The organism is Nocardia brevicatena NBRC 12119 (assembly GCF_000308495.1).
GTDB classification, from domain to species: domain Bacteria; phylum Actinomycetota; class Actinomycetes; order Mycobacteriales; family Mycobacteriaceae; genus Nocardia; species Nocardia brevicatena.
Window position 1 is genome coordinate 94,403 of the sequence record NZ_BAFU01000052.1, and the last position, 16,358, is coordinate 110,760.

At 66.9% G+C, this 16,358-nt stretch carries 6 protein-coding genes and 1 pseudogene; 4 read left to right on the top strand and 3 right to left on the bottom strand.

Annotated features, from left to right (window positions below):
- Nucleotides 1-560: 560 nt before the first annotated feature.
- Both ON20_RS11955 and ON20_RS11960 read left to right on the top strand, forming a co-directional pair.
- Nucleotides 561-956, top strand: a complete 396-nt coding sequence (locus tag ON20_RS11955; protein WP_157228809.1) for a Tn3 family transposase — start codon at nt 561-563, stop codon at nt 954-956.
- A gap of 21 nt (nt 957-977) precedes the next feature.
- Nucleotides 978-1,163 (top strand): hypothetical protein, encoded by a 186-nt coding sequence (locus tag ON20_RS11960; protein WP_040835273.1) that lies wholly within the window; start codon nt 978-980, stop codon nt 1,161-1,163.
- A 420-nt stretch (nt 1,164-1,583) separates the two neighbouring features.
- Here the strand turns inward: ON20_RS11960 and ON20_RS40540 are convergent.
- From ON20_RS40540 to ON20_RS11975, 3 genes and pseudogenes are all read right to left on the bottom strand, one after another.
- Nucleotides 1,584-2,785: pseudogene (locus ON20_RS40540) on the bottom strand (thioesterase domain-containing protein).
- A complete protein-coding gene (locus tag ON20_RS11970; RefSeq protein ID WP_051162247.1) occupies nt 2,782-4,338 on the bottom strand; it encodes an amino acid adenylation domain-containing protein in 1,557 nt (518 codons plus the stop codon). Before ON20_RS11970 ends, ON20_RS40540 begins: the two are co-directional and overlap by 4 nt.
- Before the next feature lie 255 nt (nt 4,339-4,593).
- Nucleotides 4,594-13,764 (bottom strand): non-ribosomal peptide synthetase, encoded by a 9,171-nt coding sequence (locus tag ON20_RS11975; RefSeq protein WP_051162249.1) that lies wholly within the window; start codon nt 13,762-13,764, stop codon nt 4,594-4,596.
- Between the two features lie 583 nt (nt 13,765-14,347).
- Between ON20_RS11975 and ON20_RS39855 the strand changes: the two genes are divergently transcribed.
- Together ON20_RS39855 and ON20_RS39860 are read left to right on the top strand one after the other, a co-directional pair.
- Nucleotides 14,348-15,829: a flavin-containing monooxygenase gene (locus ON20_RS39855; RefSeq protein WP_051162252.1), complete on the top strand. Its 1,482-nt coding sequence runs from the start codon at nt 14,348-14,350 to the stop codon at nt 15,827-15,829.
- Nucleotides 15,830-15,921: 92 nt separating this feature from the next.
- Nucleotides 15,922-16,254, top strand: coding sequence for a hypothetical protein (locus tag ON20_RS39860; protein ID WP_040835275.1), 333 nt, complete (start codon nt 15,922-15,924; stop codon nt 16,252-16,254).
- The last annotated feature ends 104 nt before the right edge of the window (nt 16,255-16,358 follow it).

Below are 16,358 nucleotides of genomic sequence, written 5' to 3' on the forward strand. Positions count from 1 at the left end.
ATTGAGGCAAGTCCTGTCTCGGGTGTCCGTGTACCGACACCCGACGGTGTGCTGTCGGGTGAACGGCAAGGGGACAGCAGGCGAATCCGGTGCTCGACCTACTGCAGAACGGACCACGGGCGATCTTTCGGTGCCGTCACCGTAACAGGCGATTCAGCAGCGGGAACACCATTGCTCGCCCCAAGTTTTCATGGCGGTAAGGGAAGCGGTCGAATGTATTCTCTACTCCGCTGCGGCGGAGAAGCCGGCCGCAACCATCGCGCGGCGAATACTGCCGCGGTTGTTGCCGGACGCGATGGCGCGCACCACGTTCTGGCTGAAATGACATTTCGGGTCCCAAGATTTCGATCCTCGGGCGATACTGTATGGCGATCTTCACCGACAGGGTGAACATCGGCCGTACGGAGGCGGCCGAGCACATCGCCGGGATCTCGACACGGAGCTGTCGATGGTGCGCGACCGCACACAGGTGGAAACCTCCATCGACACCTTGCCGGCCGAGATATCCATCCGGTATGGGATGTGGGCGGCATCGCCTACCACAAGGCCGGTTCGCGTTGGTGTTCACTCTGTCCATACTGTTCCGGTTCGATCCGATGCCCTGTACCCGCGACTTCACCGACCTGACCTTCTTCCGCACCGGCGGGCACCTGATCCGCTCACCCATCGACGAGCTGTTCGGCGGCCGCCGCCGCAACGTGATCGACCGGAAGCCGATCGAGCGGCACTGGCGCGATGTCGTGCAGGTGGCCGTCCCCACCAGCGAGGACGGCCTGCTCTCGACCACCTTGAGGCGGCGGCTGCAGTCCAACTCGCGTAAGGAACACATCGCCAAGGTGTTCCGCGGGGCCGGCCGCAGCGGGCTCACCGGACGCTACCCGGCCGACCCGACTCTGCGTGTCCATGTCACCACCGCCGCCAACAAGGTCGAGCGCTACCGCGGTTTCACCGAGTGACCGTCCTTCGGCAATAACGGCATGCTCGTCGACAACGATCCCGGAGAGGGGAAGCTGATCGAGTTCGACGTCCTACCGGCCAACCTGGTGGTCTTCCATACCGTCGTGGACATCACCCATGTCATCCGCGGCCTGGCCCCGAGGTCGACTCCACCCTTTTCGGCTGCTGCCCGACAACCTGGTCACAGCGACCGGAAACCTCGATGAGTAGGTCGAGCGGCGAGATCAACGGTATGCGCAAATTCCACGAGTCGTTGTGCGACTGGTACAACAACGTGAGGAGACAGCCGGGATACAACCCATATCAGGTCGCCGCCGAGTCCCGGAAGCGGTTCGTTTCCGCACACGTCCGGCCGGGTGACTTTCATGGCCGACATTCGCGAACCCTGATGAATTTCATAGTGGAACAGGAGGGCAAGCCACCGAGCGCCGTCACCGAAAGCGCCCTGACCAGGGGGTGTTGCCCCTTCTCGGCCGGCTCGAATACATCGAGTGCCCGTCCATATCCGCGCTGTGTGGGCGTCCGGGAGGTGTCCGCCTTTCTGCAGGACCACTCGAATGCCCTTGGTGTGAGAAGGATTTACGATGCCGTTGATCGTTAGGCCGTGTCCCGGCCCGCAGTGCGGCTCAGGCGGAGCGTGAGCGGCGTCCGCGGGCTTCCCCGCCCTCCCATGCGGCCATCAGGACGTCGGCGATTCGGGCGAATCCGGCGGGAGTCGCCATTCGGTCGTGCGTGGTCGGTATCGCGTGCTCGTGGACCGTGCCGTCGACGATCTCCGCCCAGCGTGCCGCGCTGACGCCGATGGAGTTGTCGAGAGCAGGGGTGAAGTAGACGACGTCGCCGTGGTAGGTCGGGGGCCGGTAGGCGTCGCGGAGTTCCATCGAACGTATCGCCGCGTTCAGGAGGCGGACGATCCGGTCGGCGCCCAGTGAGGCGAACGGGTCGGGGAGTTCGGCCACCAGACGAGGGAGTTCGGACCAGTCCACCTCGGTGCCGGTGAGTTCTCCGAGCAGGTCGAGTACCTGCGCTTTCCAGACGGCACCGATGGTCGCGCCGGGTACGTCGACCGTCATTCGCCCGTCCATGATCGCGAGGAGGTCGATCCGTTCCCCGTCATTGTGCAGCTGCACCGCGATCTCGTGGGCGAGGACGCCGCCGAACGACCAGCCGAGCACACGGTACGGCCCCTGGGCTGCGTCGCGCGGATCAGCCGCACGTAGCATGCCGCCCATTCCTCGATGCTTTCCGGCAGTGTCGTGTCCGCGGCGAGTACGGGCGTTTGCAGCCCGTAGATCGGATGGTGCGAAGGCAGGTGGGCGGACAGACCCGCGAAGGGCCAGGACACTCCGGAGACGGGGTGGATACAGAACAGTGGTGTGCTCGATCCGGTGGGGCGTAATGGGAGCAGCATGTCGAACGCTGTCTCGGCCCGTACTGCGTCGGCGGGTCCGAGCAGACCGGCCGCCGGGGACGGGGCGGGTGCGGTCAGCCGTTCGGCCAGTTCCGCGACCACGGGCGCGTCGAACAGCAGTGTCACCGGTACCGGACGCCCCAGGGTGTCGGCGATCCGGGCCGCGGCCCTGGTGGCGAGCAGGGAGTTGCCACCGAGGTCGAAGAAGTTGTCGTCCGCGCCCACCGGGTGGAGTGTGGGTCCCTCGGATGGCGACAGCACCACCGCGAACGTGTCGGCGACCAGCCGTGCGAGCGGTGTGTCGGGTGCCCGGAACGGTCGGGTGCACAACACCGGTTCCGGAAGGGCCGCGCGGTCCAGTTTGCCGACGGGGGTGAGCGGTAGCTCGTCGAGGACCATGATCGTGGTCGGGATCATGGACGCGGGCAGGGTTTCGGCCAGGAAGTCCGTGAGTGCGGCGGTATCCGGCTGCACCCGCCTGCCTTCGGACCACCCCGGGGTGTACGGCGGTAGCCGGTGGTCGCCGCCCTGCCCGGTGTGTTCCAGGCGGGGCAGTACGTAGGAGACGAGTGCCTGGGGGTGCCGGTGGGCAGCGTGGTGCCGAGGGTCAGCGCGTAGTCGATATCGGGGTGTGCGGTGAGGGTGTTATCGATTTCGTCGAGTTCGATACGGAGGCCGCGGACCTTGACCTGCGAGTCGGCCCGGTCGTGGTACTCGAGGGTGCCGGCGGGGGTGCGGCGGACGAGGTCGCCGGTGCGGTACATACGGGTGCCGGATTTGTCGGTGGGGAAGGGGTTGGCGAGGAAACGCTCTGCGGTGAGCGCGGGGCGGTGAAGGTATCCGAGGGCGAGCGCGGGACCGGTGAGGTAGAGCTCGCCGATGACACCGTCGGGGACGGGTCGCAGGTGGGCGTCGAGGATATAGGTGCCCATGGCAGGGACGGCGGTGCCGATATGAACCTGGTCGCCCGGTACGAGCGCGTCGCTACCGGTGGCGATGATCGTGGCCTCGGTCGGTCCGTACAGGTTGTGAACGGAGCGATCCACGTGGGCCCACCGTGCCACCAACTCCGAACCCACCCGTTCCCCCGCGCAGATAACGGATTTCAGGTCGTTCGGGACGGTGGGGTCCAGCGATTCCAGCACGCTCGGCGTGACACACAGGTGGGTGACCTGTTCTCGGTGTAGCAGGTCGGTGAGTTCGGCGCCGCCGAAAATGGCCGGTGGCACCACCACCAGCGTGGCGCCGGCGGAGAAGGCGAGCAGCATTTCCAGCACCGAGACATCGAAGCTGGGTGAGCACAGGTGGGTGACCCGGGATTCGCGGGTCACCTTGTGCCGGGAGACTTCGTGTTCGACGAGTCCGGCAAGTCCTTCGTGGGTTACCGTCACCTCTTTGGGGCGGCCGGTCGAACCGGACGTGAAGATCACATAGGCGATATGGCCAGGGGTCAGCGGTCGGAGCCGGTCCTGGTAGCACACCGGGTGTGCGGGCCGTGCGGCGATCCGGTCCCGGTGGGAGGGATCGTCCAGTTCGATCCATGCGGTGCCGGTGGTCGCGAGTGCGGTGCGATGGGCGGAGACGGTGATACCGAGCGTGACGCCGGAATCGGCGACCATGAACGCGATACGGTCCGCGGGATAGGTGGGGTCGATCGGGACATAGGTCGCGCCCGTTTTCGCCACGGCCCATACGGCGAGAACCGATTCCACCGATCGGGTGATGGCCACCGCGACGAAATCGCCGGGCCCCGTGCCGTGGGCGATGAGATGGCGCGCCAACCGCGACGATTCCTCGTCGAGTTCCCGGTAGGTGAGTTCATTTCGGAGGACGGGCTCTGTGGTGGCGGGGAACCGGACCGCCACGGCGTCGGGTGCGGTATCCACCGCGGCTCCCAGCAACTGGGTGAGCAGCGGATGCCGGGAGCGAGAATGGGGGGCGCGGCGTGCGGGACGACGGGTAGCGGTCATGCGGTGCCCTATCACTCTCGGGTGGCTCGATGCCCGCATCGACCCTGGACACGCGACGATATCGCCCGCGTATGGCCATGGCCGAGGGGGCGAATCGGACATTAGCGAACAGATGTCCCATCAGGGCAGGATGCGGGGCGCGGGCTCGCGAGGGCGATCGGCGCGTACACCTCGTTCGAGGCCGCAAATATAAAGCTAATTAATGGAATTCCATACCATCAATACAGTCAATAGCTGCCTGCTATGTGATGTAAATCATTCTCCATTTATTGCTGCTATTGCTGTTCCGGTATCGACGAGCCCGGTGTCCCATCGGACCGTCAATACCTCGGCGATCCGAGCAAGCCCGCTTGCCGAGGTCATCCGCCAGTGGGTGGTCGGGACCGCGACATTGTGGACGGTACCGTCGACGATCTCGGCCCACAGCGAGGCGCCGACACAGCCGGTCGGATCGTCGACGGCGGCGGTGAAATAGACGACGTCTCCGCGGTACACCGCCGGCCGGTAGATACTGCGCAACTGCACCGAATGCGCCGCCGCGTCGAGAATGCGGGCAACCCGATCGGCGCCGAACGACGCGAACGGTTCGGGAAGTTCGGCGACCAGACCGGGAAGCGTGGTCCAATCCAAATCCGCGAGGTTGCCGAGGTCACCGGCCTGCTCCCCGAGCAGCCCGCCCAGCAGCTCCGCCACCGGCACCTGCGCGGCGTTCCCGGCGACCGTGCTCGTCAGCGTCCCGGATGGATCGTGCATATAGGCGTCCATCACCGCGATCAGCGCCACCTGTTCTCCGGCGCGCTGAAACTGCACCGCCATCTCGTGGGCGATGACGCCGCCGAACGACCAGGCGAGCAGATGGTAGGGGCCCGTCGGCTGTACCGAGCGGATCAGCTCGAGATAGTGGGTCGCCCAGGTTTCGATGGAATCCGGCAGTTCCGCGTCCACCGCCAACGCCGGGGTCTGGAGGCCGTAGAGGGGGCGATCGGGCGGCAGATACGCAGCCAGCCCCGCATACGACCAGGAGATCCCCGAGACGGGATGAATACAGAACAGCGGCGCGGACGAACCGGCCGGTCGCAGCGGGAGCAGCAGGTCGAAGGCCGCCTCGGTATCGACCGATCCTCCATCCGTATGGGCGAGCAGGTCCGCGGGGGTGGGGGCGGAGAAGACCCGCATCACCGGGATCCGCGTTCCCAGCGCCTCCGACAACCGAGCAGTCAACTTCACCGCCACCAGCGAATTCCCGCCGTGCTCGAAGAAATTGTCGTCCATACCGTAGCGGTCGACTCCGAGCACCTCGGCGAAGATATCGGTTACGGTCCGCTCGACCGCGGTGGCGGGCGCCCGGTAGGCATGTGTCCGGAACTGCGGGGCGGGCAGTGCGCGACGGTCGAGTTTGCCATTGGGAGTCAACGGCAGTCCGTCGATGACCATGACCACCGCCGGCACCATATAGTCGGCGAGCCGGTCCGATATCCGGACCCGAAGGTCCACCGGATCGAGATCCGCGCCCGCGGTGGGGACGACATAGGCGATGAGCCGCTCGCCGACGGTGGTAGCGGAGTGAACCGTGGCGACGGCCTGTCGCACCCCGGGACAGCGCAACAGTGCCGCCTCGACCTCGCCGAGCTCGATGCGGAAACCGCGCAGCTGAACCTGCTGGTCACCGCGCCGGAGATAGGCGAGTCCGATATCGATACAGCCGGGCTCGTCGGCGGCGGGGAGTTCGGCGGTGCCGCCGCGTACCAACCGGGCGATATCGCCCGAGCGGTACATCCGGGAGCCGGACGGTCCGAACGGGTTCGCGACGAAACGTGTCGCGGTGAGCCCGGGGCGGCCCAGATAGCCGCGGGACAGCTGGTGACCGGTGACATGGATTTCCCCGGGGGCGCCGAACGGTGCCGGGTGGAGCCGGGCGTCCAGTACCGGGGTGGCGAGGCCGGGCAGCGGCCCGCCGATCGGGCTGCCGGGGGTGCCCGCCGCGGTCTCGTCCAGCGGCAGGAACGAGACGTGCACGGTGGTCTCGGTGATGCCGTACATATTGACCAATCGTGGCGCCGAGCTGCCGGTCCGGCGGTCGTACCAGCGCCGCAGTTTCCGCGGATCCAGCGCTTCACCGCCGAAGATCACATACCGCAGCGCGAGATCCCCGGCCGTCGGGTCGGCGTCGGCGTCGGCAAGCTGGTAGAACGCCGAAGGTGTCTGGTTCAGCACCGTCACCCGCTCCCGCACCAACAACTGGTGGAACAGTTCCGGCGACCGCGAGGTGGCGTGGTCGACCACGACGACGCTGCCACCGGTGGTGAGCGCGCCCCACAGTTCCCACACCGAGAAATCGAAAGCGAAGGAATGGAACAGCGTCCACACATCCGCGGTGTCGAAACCGAACAGCGGACGGGTGTTCGCGAACAGTTCGGCCGCGTTGCGATGAGTCACCCCGACACCTTTCGGCACACCCGTGGAACCGGAGGTGTAGATGACGTAGGCGAGGTTGTCCGGCCGCAGCGGAACGGTCCGATCGGCGTCGGTGACCGGCTCGTCGTCGAAATCCGCATCCTCGGCAAGGATTTCGTCGATCGGAACCGCCGACGCCCCGGTATCCGGTAGCTGCGACCGGTGCTCGGCGGTGGTGAGGACACAGACCGGGTTCGCGTCGGTGAGGACGAATTCCAGTCGTTCGGCCGGATAGGTGAGATCGATCGGGAGGTAGGCGGCCCCGGCGGTGAGCACCCCGAGCAGCGCGATCGGGAGCAACTCGGTCCGCGGTACCGCCACGGCGACCAGGGATTCCGGCCCGGCGCCCGTGGCGATGAGTGCCCGCGCGATCCGGTTCGCGTGCCGTTGCAGGGCGTCGAAGGACACCGAGGCAGTGCCGAAGCGGACCGCTGTGGCCTCCGGATGGAGTCGAGCCTGGGCGCCGACCAGTTCGGGCAGGGTGGTCGCGGACGGTTCGAACTGTCGTAACGGCGTGTGGCAGATGGCGGCCGTGTGCAGCGGCCGACCCTCGTCGGAGTCGAGGATATCGATATCGCCGACCGCGGCCGCAGGGTCGGCGGCCACCGCGGAGAGGATCCGTTCGAACCGGCGCGCGAGCGCGCGGACGGTCGAGTCGTCGAATAGGTCGGTGGCGTGGATGAACACCACCTCGACCTCGGCGGGGGAGCCGTCGCCGGTGGAGCGCGGTTCCACGATCACCTGCAGATCGAATTTCGCCGTCACGGTCCCGGTGTCCACCGCGGTCACCGCCAGTCCCGGCAGTTCGAGTGTCGGCTGCTCGATGTTCTGGAACGACAGCATCACCTGGACGAGCGGATGGGTGCCCGAGCGGTCCGGGGCGATCTCCTCCACCACTCGCTCGAACGGGATATCGGCGTGGGCGAGGGCCGACAGGTCGGCGGCGCGGACCTGATCGAGCAGGGTATGGAAGGTGGAGCCCGGATCGATCTCGGTGCGCGGGGCGAGGGTGTTGACGAACATTCCGACCAGATCGTCGAGGGCACGTTCGCCGCGACCGGCGACAGGCGTGCCGATGACGATATCTCCGCTGCCCGAAATCCGCCCCAGCAGCACCGCCAGCGCCGCGTGGAACACCATGAACAACGATGCGTTGTGATCGCGGGCGATCCCGCCCAGCCGCCCGTGCAACCGGGCCGGGACGGTGAGCGCGGTCGACCCACCGCGGGCCGACGGCGCCGAAGGACACGGACGGTCCAGCGGCAGCTCCAGCCGGCCGGTGTATCCGGCGAGGTGCGCGCGCCAATAGGACAGCTGCCGGGCGGCCACGGAGTCCGGGTCGTCGTAGCCGCCGATGACCCGGTGCTGCCAGAGCGTGTAGTCGGTGTATTGCACCGGCAGCGGCGCCCACTCCGGTGCGCCGCCGCCGGAGCGGGCGGTATAGGCGGTCACCAGGTCGCGGGCCAGGGGGGCCAGCGACGCCCCATCGGCACAGATATGGTGCACCACGATGACCAGTAGATGGTCCTCGCCGGAGCCGAAGAGCCGCAGTCGCACCGGCGACGCCGCGGTGATGTCGAAACCGGTGGACAGCACCCGGGCAAGGGTGTCGGTGATCTCATCGGTGCCGCCGGGTTCGACCGGGAGTCCGCCCGGCAGCACCGTGCTCACCGGCAGGGTCTCCTGATACGGCAGGCCGTCGGCATCGGCGGGGAACCGGGTGCGCAATACCTCGTGTCGCTCCAGCACATCACCGACCGCATGTTCCAGTGCCGTCGGATCGAGGACACCGGACAGCCGGATGGCGAACGGCAGATTGTAGGCGGCCGAATCCGGATCCATCCGGTTGAGCACCCACATTCGTTGCTGGGCGAGCGACAACGGAACGCGGTCGGGTCGAGGCAGCCGAACCAGCGGTGGCCGAACGGTTCCGGCGCCGGGACGCAGCCGCGCGGCGAGCGCGGCCACTCGAGGCGCCTCGAACAGGTCGCGCACCCCGATCCGGGTGTCGAGCGCTTCGTTCAGCCGTGCCACCGCCCGCGTCGCGAGGAGCGAATTACCGCCGAGAGCGAAGAAATCGTCGTCGATTCCGATCCGTTCGACGCCGAGCAGTTCGGCGAACACATCGGCGACGGACCGCTCGGCGGTGGTGCGGGCCGGACGGTATTCCGCGGTCTCGAACACCGGCTCCGGCAGGGCGCGGCGATCCACTTTGCCACTGGCGTTCACGGGGAGTTCCGGCAATACCACCATCGCGGACGGCACCATGTAGTCGGGCAGCGCCCCGGCGAGAGCGGTCTGTAGCCGCCGCCGGTCGACGGTCTCATCCGAGCGGGGAACCACATATGCCACCAGCCGGTCGCCCCCGGGCGACGACAGCACCGTCGCGACCGCCTGCCCGACCGTCGGCTGCGCCCGCAGGACGCTCTCGATCTCGCCGAGTTCGATCCGCCGGCCGCGGATCTGCACCTGAAAATCGGTGCGGCCCAGATAATCCAGCACGGCCGGCCGACCCGCGTCCGGCGCCCGCCAGACGACCAGATCGCCGGTGCGGTACAGCCGGGTGCCGGTGCCGAACGGGTCGGCGACAAACCGCTGCGCCGTCGTTCCCGGCTGCTGCACATAGCCGCGCGCCAACTGCACACCGGCCACGTACAGTTCCCCCGGCACTCCGGCAGGCACCGAACGCAGCCGCGAATCCAGCACATAGACCCGGGTGTTCCAGCCCGGACGGCCGATCGTTACCGTCGAGTTCTCGTCCGGGCCCGCGGTCCAGGTGGTCACCGTGACCGTCGTCTCGGTGGGTCCGTACATATTGTGGACGCGAGCGTCGGTGACGGTGTGGATCGCTTGCACGGTATCCCGCGGCAGCGCTTCTCCACCGACGAACAGATCTCGCAGCTTCGGTAGCGATCCGGGCTCGATATGCGCCGCGACCATCTCCGCCATCGCGGGTACGAAATCGGTGGCGGTGACCCCGTGCTCGGCCATGGCCGCGACGAGATAGGCCGGGTCGCGATGCCCGTCCCGGTCGGCGACAACGAGTTTCGCCCCGGACGCCAGTGGCATGAGATTGCCCCAGAACGAGATGTCGAACGCCGTCGGCGACTTCTGCAGGTATACGTCCCCGGGGCCCATGGGATGGCGCTGCAGCATCCAGGTGATGTGGTTGTGGATCGCGCGGTGCGTGATCAGGACGCCTTTGGGGCGTCCGGTCGAGCCAGAGGTGAAGATCACGTACGCCGGGTGGTCGGGCAGAAGAGGGCGCAGCAGTTCGGTGGGGCACAGCGGCGTGCCGGAGATACGGTCCGGTACAGCCGTATTCAGGTCGAGGACCGGAATGTCCGGGGGGACCGGCACAGTATCGTCGGCCCGGCCGATCACGCACATTGGACGGGCGGTAACGAGTACATGGGCGATCCGCTCGGCCGGATGATCGGGGTCCACCGGCAGGTAGGCGCCGCCCGCGGTGAGGACCGCGTACATACCGACGAGATGGTCCACCGAGCGGCGTACCGTCAGCGCCACCAGGGACTCCGCGCCGACACCCCGATCGATCAGCACCCGGGCCAGTCGGTTCACCTGGGTGTCGAACTCCCGGTAGGCGAGCTCGGTCCCGGAATCGGCGATGGCCGGAGCGTCCGGATACCGGTCCACCGCCCGCCGATAGGCGTCGAGTATCGGGCCCGGGGATAGTGGGTGTCGCGTGGTGTTCCAGTCGTGCAGGATGGTGGCGCGCTCGGCGGGATCGAGCAGGTCGATATCACCCACCGGGCGGTCCACCGATTCGGTGACGGCGGTCAGGACCGCGGTGAGCCGGCGCGCGAATCCGGCGATGGTGGCCTCGTCGAACAGATCGGTGGCGTAGGTGAACGCCGCCGACATCCCGAGCGGGACCCGGTCCTGCTCGCGGGGGATCACGGTCAGTTCCAGATCGAATTTCGCCAGCGGCACCGCGGGTTCTAGGGCGGTGGCGGTCAGCTCCGGCAGCTCCAGCGTCGGGTAGGCGAAATTGTGGAAGTTGAACACCACCTGGAACAGCGGATGGTACGCGTTGGACCGCGTCGGGGCGAGCAGCTCCACCAGGCGTTCGAACGGCACGTCGGCATTGGCGAGTGCCTCGATATTATGGCCGCGCACCTGATGCAGCAGTTCGGCGAAGCTGAGGTCGAGATCGATATCGGTGCGCACCGCAAGGGTGTTGACGAACATGCCGATCAGATCGCCGAGCGCGGCATGGTCTCGACCCGCCGTCGCAGTACCGACAGCGATATCGCAGGTTCCCGACAGGCGCGCCAACAGAAGCGCGAACGCCGCGTGCACCACCATGAACAGGGTCGAATCATGCTGCTGCGCCACGCGTTGCAGCCCCGCGTGCAGCGATACGTCGATGGGGAATTCGTAGGTGGCGCCGCGTCCGGAGAACACGGAGGGGCGGGGGCGGTCCGCGGGCAGGTCCAGGGTCTCCGGGAGATCGGCCAGGCGGTCCCGCCAGAATTCGAGCTGATGGGCCAGCAGCGAGTCGGGATCGTCTTCGGCGCCGAGCAGTTCACGCTGCCACAGGGTGTAGTCGGCGTAGTGCAGGGCCGGCGGGTCCCACGCGGGAGCGACGCCGGCGCGCCAGGACGAATAGGCGGTCATCAGGTCGCGGGCCAAGGGGACCAGGGACGATCCGTCACCGGCGATATGGTGGATCACGCAGATCAGTACGTGCTCGGTATCGCTCGTCCGCAGCAGGCACACCCGGATCGGCGGGGCGGCCGTGACATCGAAACCCTGGAGCACCACGGTCGCCAGTTGTTCGGCCAGTTCCGTCTCGGCGACGGTGTGCACCGTCAGTTCGGGGAGCGCATCCGGCTCGGACGGGTCGTGGATATGTTGGCTGCCGATACCGTCGTGTTCCGGGTAGCTGGTGCGCAACACCTCGTGGCGCGCGACGAGTTCGGCGATTGCGGCACGCAACGCGGATACATCCAGTCGCCCGCTCAGTCGCACGGCGAGCGGAATATTGTTGTTCGCCGCCGCCGGGTCGAACCGATTGAGGAACCACATCCGCTGCTGGGCATAGGACAGTGGGATTCGCTCCGGTCGCGGCATCGACCGCGGCGCGGCGGCGGGCACCGGCGACCGGTCCTTCTGCTCGTCCAGTCGAGCGGCGAGTTTCGACACCGTCGACGCGTCGAATAGCCAGGCCACCGGAATCCGGCGTCCCAGCGCGGTACCGATCCGGGCCACGGCCTGCGTGGCGAGCAGGGAGTTGCCGCCGAGGTCGAAGAAGTCGTCGTCGGCGCCCACCGGCCGGTCATCCGACGGCAGCAGCAGTGCGGCGAAGGTGTCTGCCACCAGCTGCTCGGCGTATGTCGTCGGGGCGCGGAACCGACGGGTGCCCAGCGTCGGTTTCGGTAGGGCGGTGCGGTCCAGTTTCCCGACGGGGGTGAGCGGTAGTTCGTCGAGCACCATGATCGTGGCCGGGATCATGTACGCGGGTAGGGTCTTCGCCAGGAAGTCGGTGAGCTCGGCGGTATCGGGGCGTACCCGCCCGCCACCGGTCGCGGCGCGGGGCAGCACATACGACACCAGTGCCTGCGCGCCGGAGGGCAGGGTGGCACCCAGGGTGGCAGCGTAGTCGATATCGGGGTGGTGGGTAAGGGCGTTGTCGATTTCGTCGAGTTCGATACGCAGACCACGGATCTTGACCTGGAAGTCGACTCGGCCGTGGTATTCCAGCTCGCCTGTCGGCGTGCGGCGAACCAGATCGCCGGTGCGGTACATGCGGGTGGCCGCGGTGCCTGTCCGGAACGGGTTGGCGATAAAACGTTCCGCTGTCAGCGCCGGTCGGCCGATGTATCCGAGGGCGAGGGCGGGGCCGGTCAGATACAGTTCGCCGACCACCCCCTCGGGTACCGGTCGGAGGTGGGTGTCGAGGATATAGGTGCCCATGGCGGGGATGGCAGTGCCGATATGAACCGGGTCGCCCGGTGTCAGCGCGTCGGTGCCGGTGGCGATGATCGTGGCCTCCGTCGGCCCGTACAGATTGTGGACGGAGCATCCGGGCCGCGTCCATCGCGCGACCAGTTCCGGACCCAACCGGTCCCCGCCGCAGACGATCGTGCGTAACTCGTTCGGGCAGCTCGGGTCCAGCGATTCCAACACGCTCGGCGTGATGAACAGATGCGTGATCCGCTGCCGGTGCAGCAGTTCGGTGAGTTCGGCGCCGCCGAAGACGGTCGGTACCACCAGGGTGGCTCCGGCGGAGAACGTGAGCAGCATCTCGATCAGCGAAAAGTCGAAGCTGGGTGAGCACAGCTGGACGATCCGGGACTCCCGGGTCACCCCGCGGCGGGATATCTCGGACTCGACGAGCCCCGCCAGACCGGTATGGGTGACCGCCACCCCTTTGGGGCGCCCGGTCGAACCGGACGTGAAGATGACATACGCGATGTGCTGCGCCGTCACCGGGCGCAGACGATCGGCGTAGGACACCGGATGTGCCGGGCGCATAGCGATCCGGCAATGTTGGATGGGATCGTCCAGTTCGATCCACTCGACTCCGGTGGTGGTCCGAACGGTGTGATATGTCGTGACCGTGATACCGAGCGTTACACCCGAGTCGGTGATCATATGCGCGATCCGGTCCGCCGGATAGGTGGGGTCGATCGGTACGTAGGCCGCGCCCGTTTTCGCCACCGCCCAGACCGCCAGGACCAGTTCCATCGACCGGGGAAGTGCCACGGCGACGAAATCCCCCGGGCCTACGCCGTGACCGATGAGATGACGCGCCAGTCGTGAGGACTCTTCGTCGAGCTCCCGGTAGGTGAGCTCCCGCCGGCCGGTGGGGTCTCCGGTCGGATCGAATCGGACTGCCACCGCGTCGAATGCCGTGTCCACGGCAGCGGTCAACAGCTGGCCGAACAGTGGGTGCCGTGATCGGGTGTGCTGGACGCGGCGTACGGAGCGACGGGTTGGGGCCATGCGGTGCGGTATCACTCTCTGGTCGATCACGGTCCGCTCTCGTGCGGATCGCCGAGCGTGCCGGAACGCGCGTGATCCACATCGGGAACGTGGGTGAGACCTTAGCGAACAGAGCCGGGCCGACAGGCGGCTATGCCCCGAACGCATGGGGGTTGTGGGGCCGGTGGTGGTCGTCGGTGGGAACGTGGAACGGCATCGTCCACGGATCTCGGGTGGTTCCCGATTCGGGGTGCGCCCGAGGTGCGGTGCCTCATGAGACGAAACTCATAATTTTTCTGTAATGGCTATGACTGTCGGCCCCTCGCGCATAGGTCACGGCGTCGGCCGGATGGGTCGGGCCGGGGATGGCGATTCGCGCGTGGGGTGAGGCGTTTTCGTGTCTTCGCATGATGTTCCGATGCCCGAAACATTACGTTTGCTGTATCGTTGCCATTTGTATCAGACGTGGTACGCAGCTTCGGAGTGTTGGACGAAAATCGTTTTTTTGTACCACTTTCCAACTGCTCTTCCTCTGTTTCGCTGTCATTTCTTCGATTGCTGATCGTTGACTATAGGCGGTTCGGGATGAAAGGTGGTGAGTGGGATGTCGGATTACCGGGTGGCAGTGGTCGGAGCCGGGTTCGGTGGGATCGGGATGGGCGTCGCCCTGAGGCGCGCGGGTATCGATGACTTCGTGATCCTCGAGAAGGGGGTCGATATCGGCGGTGTCTGGCGGGACAACACCTACCCCGGATGTGACTGCGACGTTCCCTCCCACCTGTACTCGTTCTCCTTCGCCCCCTATCGCAGCCGCCGCATCCGATACCCGGGACAGGCCGAGATTCTCGACTACCTGTGGCGGGTCGCCGACGAGCACGGTCTGCGGCCATATATCCGACCGGCCACCGCCGTCACAGAGGCCGCCTACCTCGACGGCCGTGGCCGCTGGGAACTGACCACTGCTACCGGTCAGCGGCTCGTGGCCGAGATGGTGGTATTCGCGGTGGGGCAGCTGCACCGCCCTTACATTCCGCAACTGCCGTGGGTATCCGCTTTCGCGGGCCCGGCCTTTCACACGGCTCGCTGGGAGCACGACCACGATCTGCGCGGCCGGGATATCGCGGTGATCGGCACCGGGTCCAGTGCCGCCCAGGCTCTACCCGCCCTCGTCCGCGCCGCTCGCCGGGTACGGGTATTCCAACGCACCCCGCACTGGGTGCTGCCCAAACCCGGCTCGGAATTCGGTCCGGTCTGCCGTGTCGCGCTGGGGGCTCCGGGAGCGCACCGCCTGTATCGGGCACTACTCCACCGCGGTGCCGACACGGTTCTGGCCCCGGTGATGCACCGTGGCTGGTCGGCGCGTCCCGTCGAATGGTTCGCCCGTGGCTATCTGCGGTGGCAGGTGCCGGATCCGGAACTGCGCGCACACCTCACCCCCGACTATCCCATAGGCGGTAAGCGCATCGTGATCGACAGCCATTACTACCGGACCCTGCGTCGTCCCGATGTCGACTTGATCACCGCGCGGATCCGGCGACCGCACGCCGACGGAATCGAAACCGTCGACGTCCGCCGGCATCCGGCGGACGTGCTCGTCTACGCGACCGGCTTCCGGGCACCGGAGTTCCTGGTACCGATCGCCGTATACAGCCGCGGCGGGGTGTCGCTGCATCAACAGTGGAGCCGTGGTGCCCGCGCGTTTCTCGGTGTGGCCGTCCGGGGCTACCCCAACGCGTTCCTCATCGCCGGCCCGAACACCTTCAACCCCGCGGGCAGCAATCCCACCATGAAGGAGTACCAGATCGACTACATCATCCGCTGTCTGCGATGGCGTGAGGAAATCGGTGCCGCCGCGATAGAAGTCGATACCGACGCGATGCTCGCGCATCAATCGTGGTTGGATCGTGCGCTGCGGCGCACTGTATGGGCCGCCACCGGCAGCAGTTGGTACAAGCACTCCAGTGGCCGGATCACCAACCCCTGGCCGGCCTCGGCCCGGGAATACGCCCGGATGCTCCGGCATTCGCCGGGGGAATCGTTCGGGCCCGTCCCGGAGGACGTCCGGGACGCGAGCGTTCGGACGTGAGGACCTTCCTGAGCTGCTCTCGCCGAACTCCGCGCCGGGGAGAGCGTGACGAGTCCGGTGGCGGAGCCACCCGGGTTCCATACACTGGCCGCATGCTCGTTCGGCAGCTGATCGCTGTATCCGTTCTCGTCTGCTCCGTATCGCTCGGCACGGTCGCCTGTAGTACCACCGGGCCCGGTACGAAGAGCGAATGCAATATCGGCGGCTGCACGATCACCTTCGATCGCGGTGTGAACGCCAAGATCAGCGTGCTCGGCGTCGATGCCGAGCTCACTGCCGTGGAGGGGAATATGGTGACATTGACCGTGGCGGGGCGGGAGGTCACCGTGCCGGCGGGGGAAAGTCGGCAGGCGGAGGGTATGAACCTCACCGTGCAGGAGGTCACCCCTGAACAGGTCGTGGTCAAGATCGCCACCGGTCTCTGAGCAACCACCGTGCCGCCGAGGGTGGGGTGACCGGGAAATCGTTCTCTGTCCTCGGCCACGCCGTACACTCGCCCAGAAAGTAGAACCTGTTTCAAAAGGTGGTG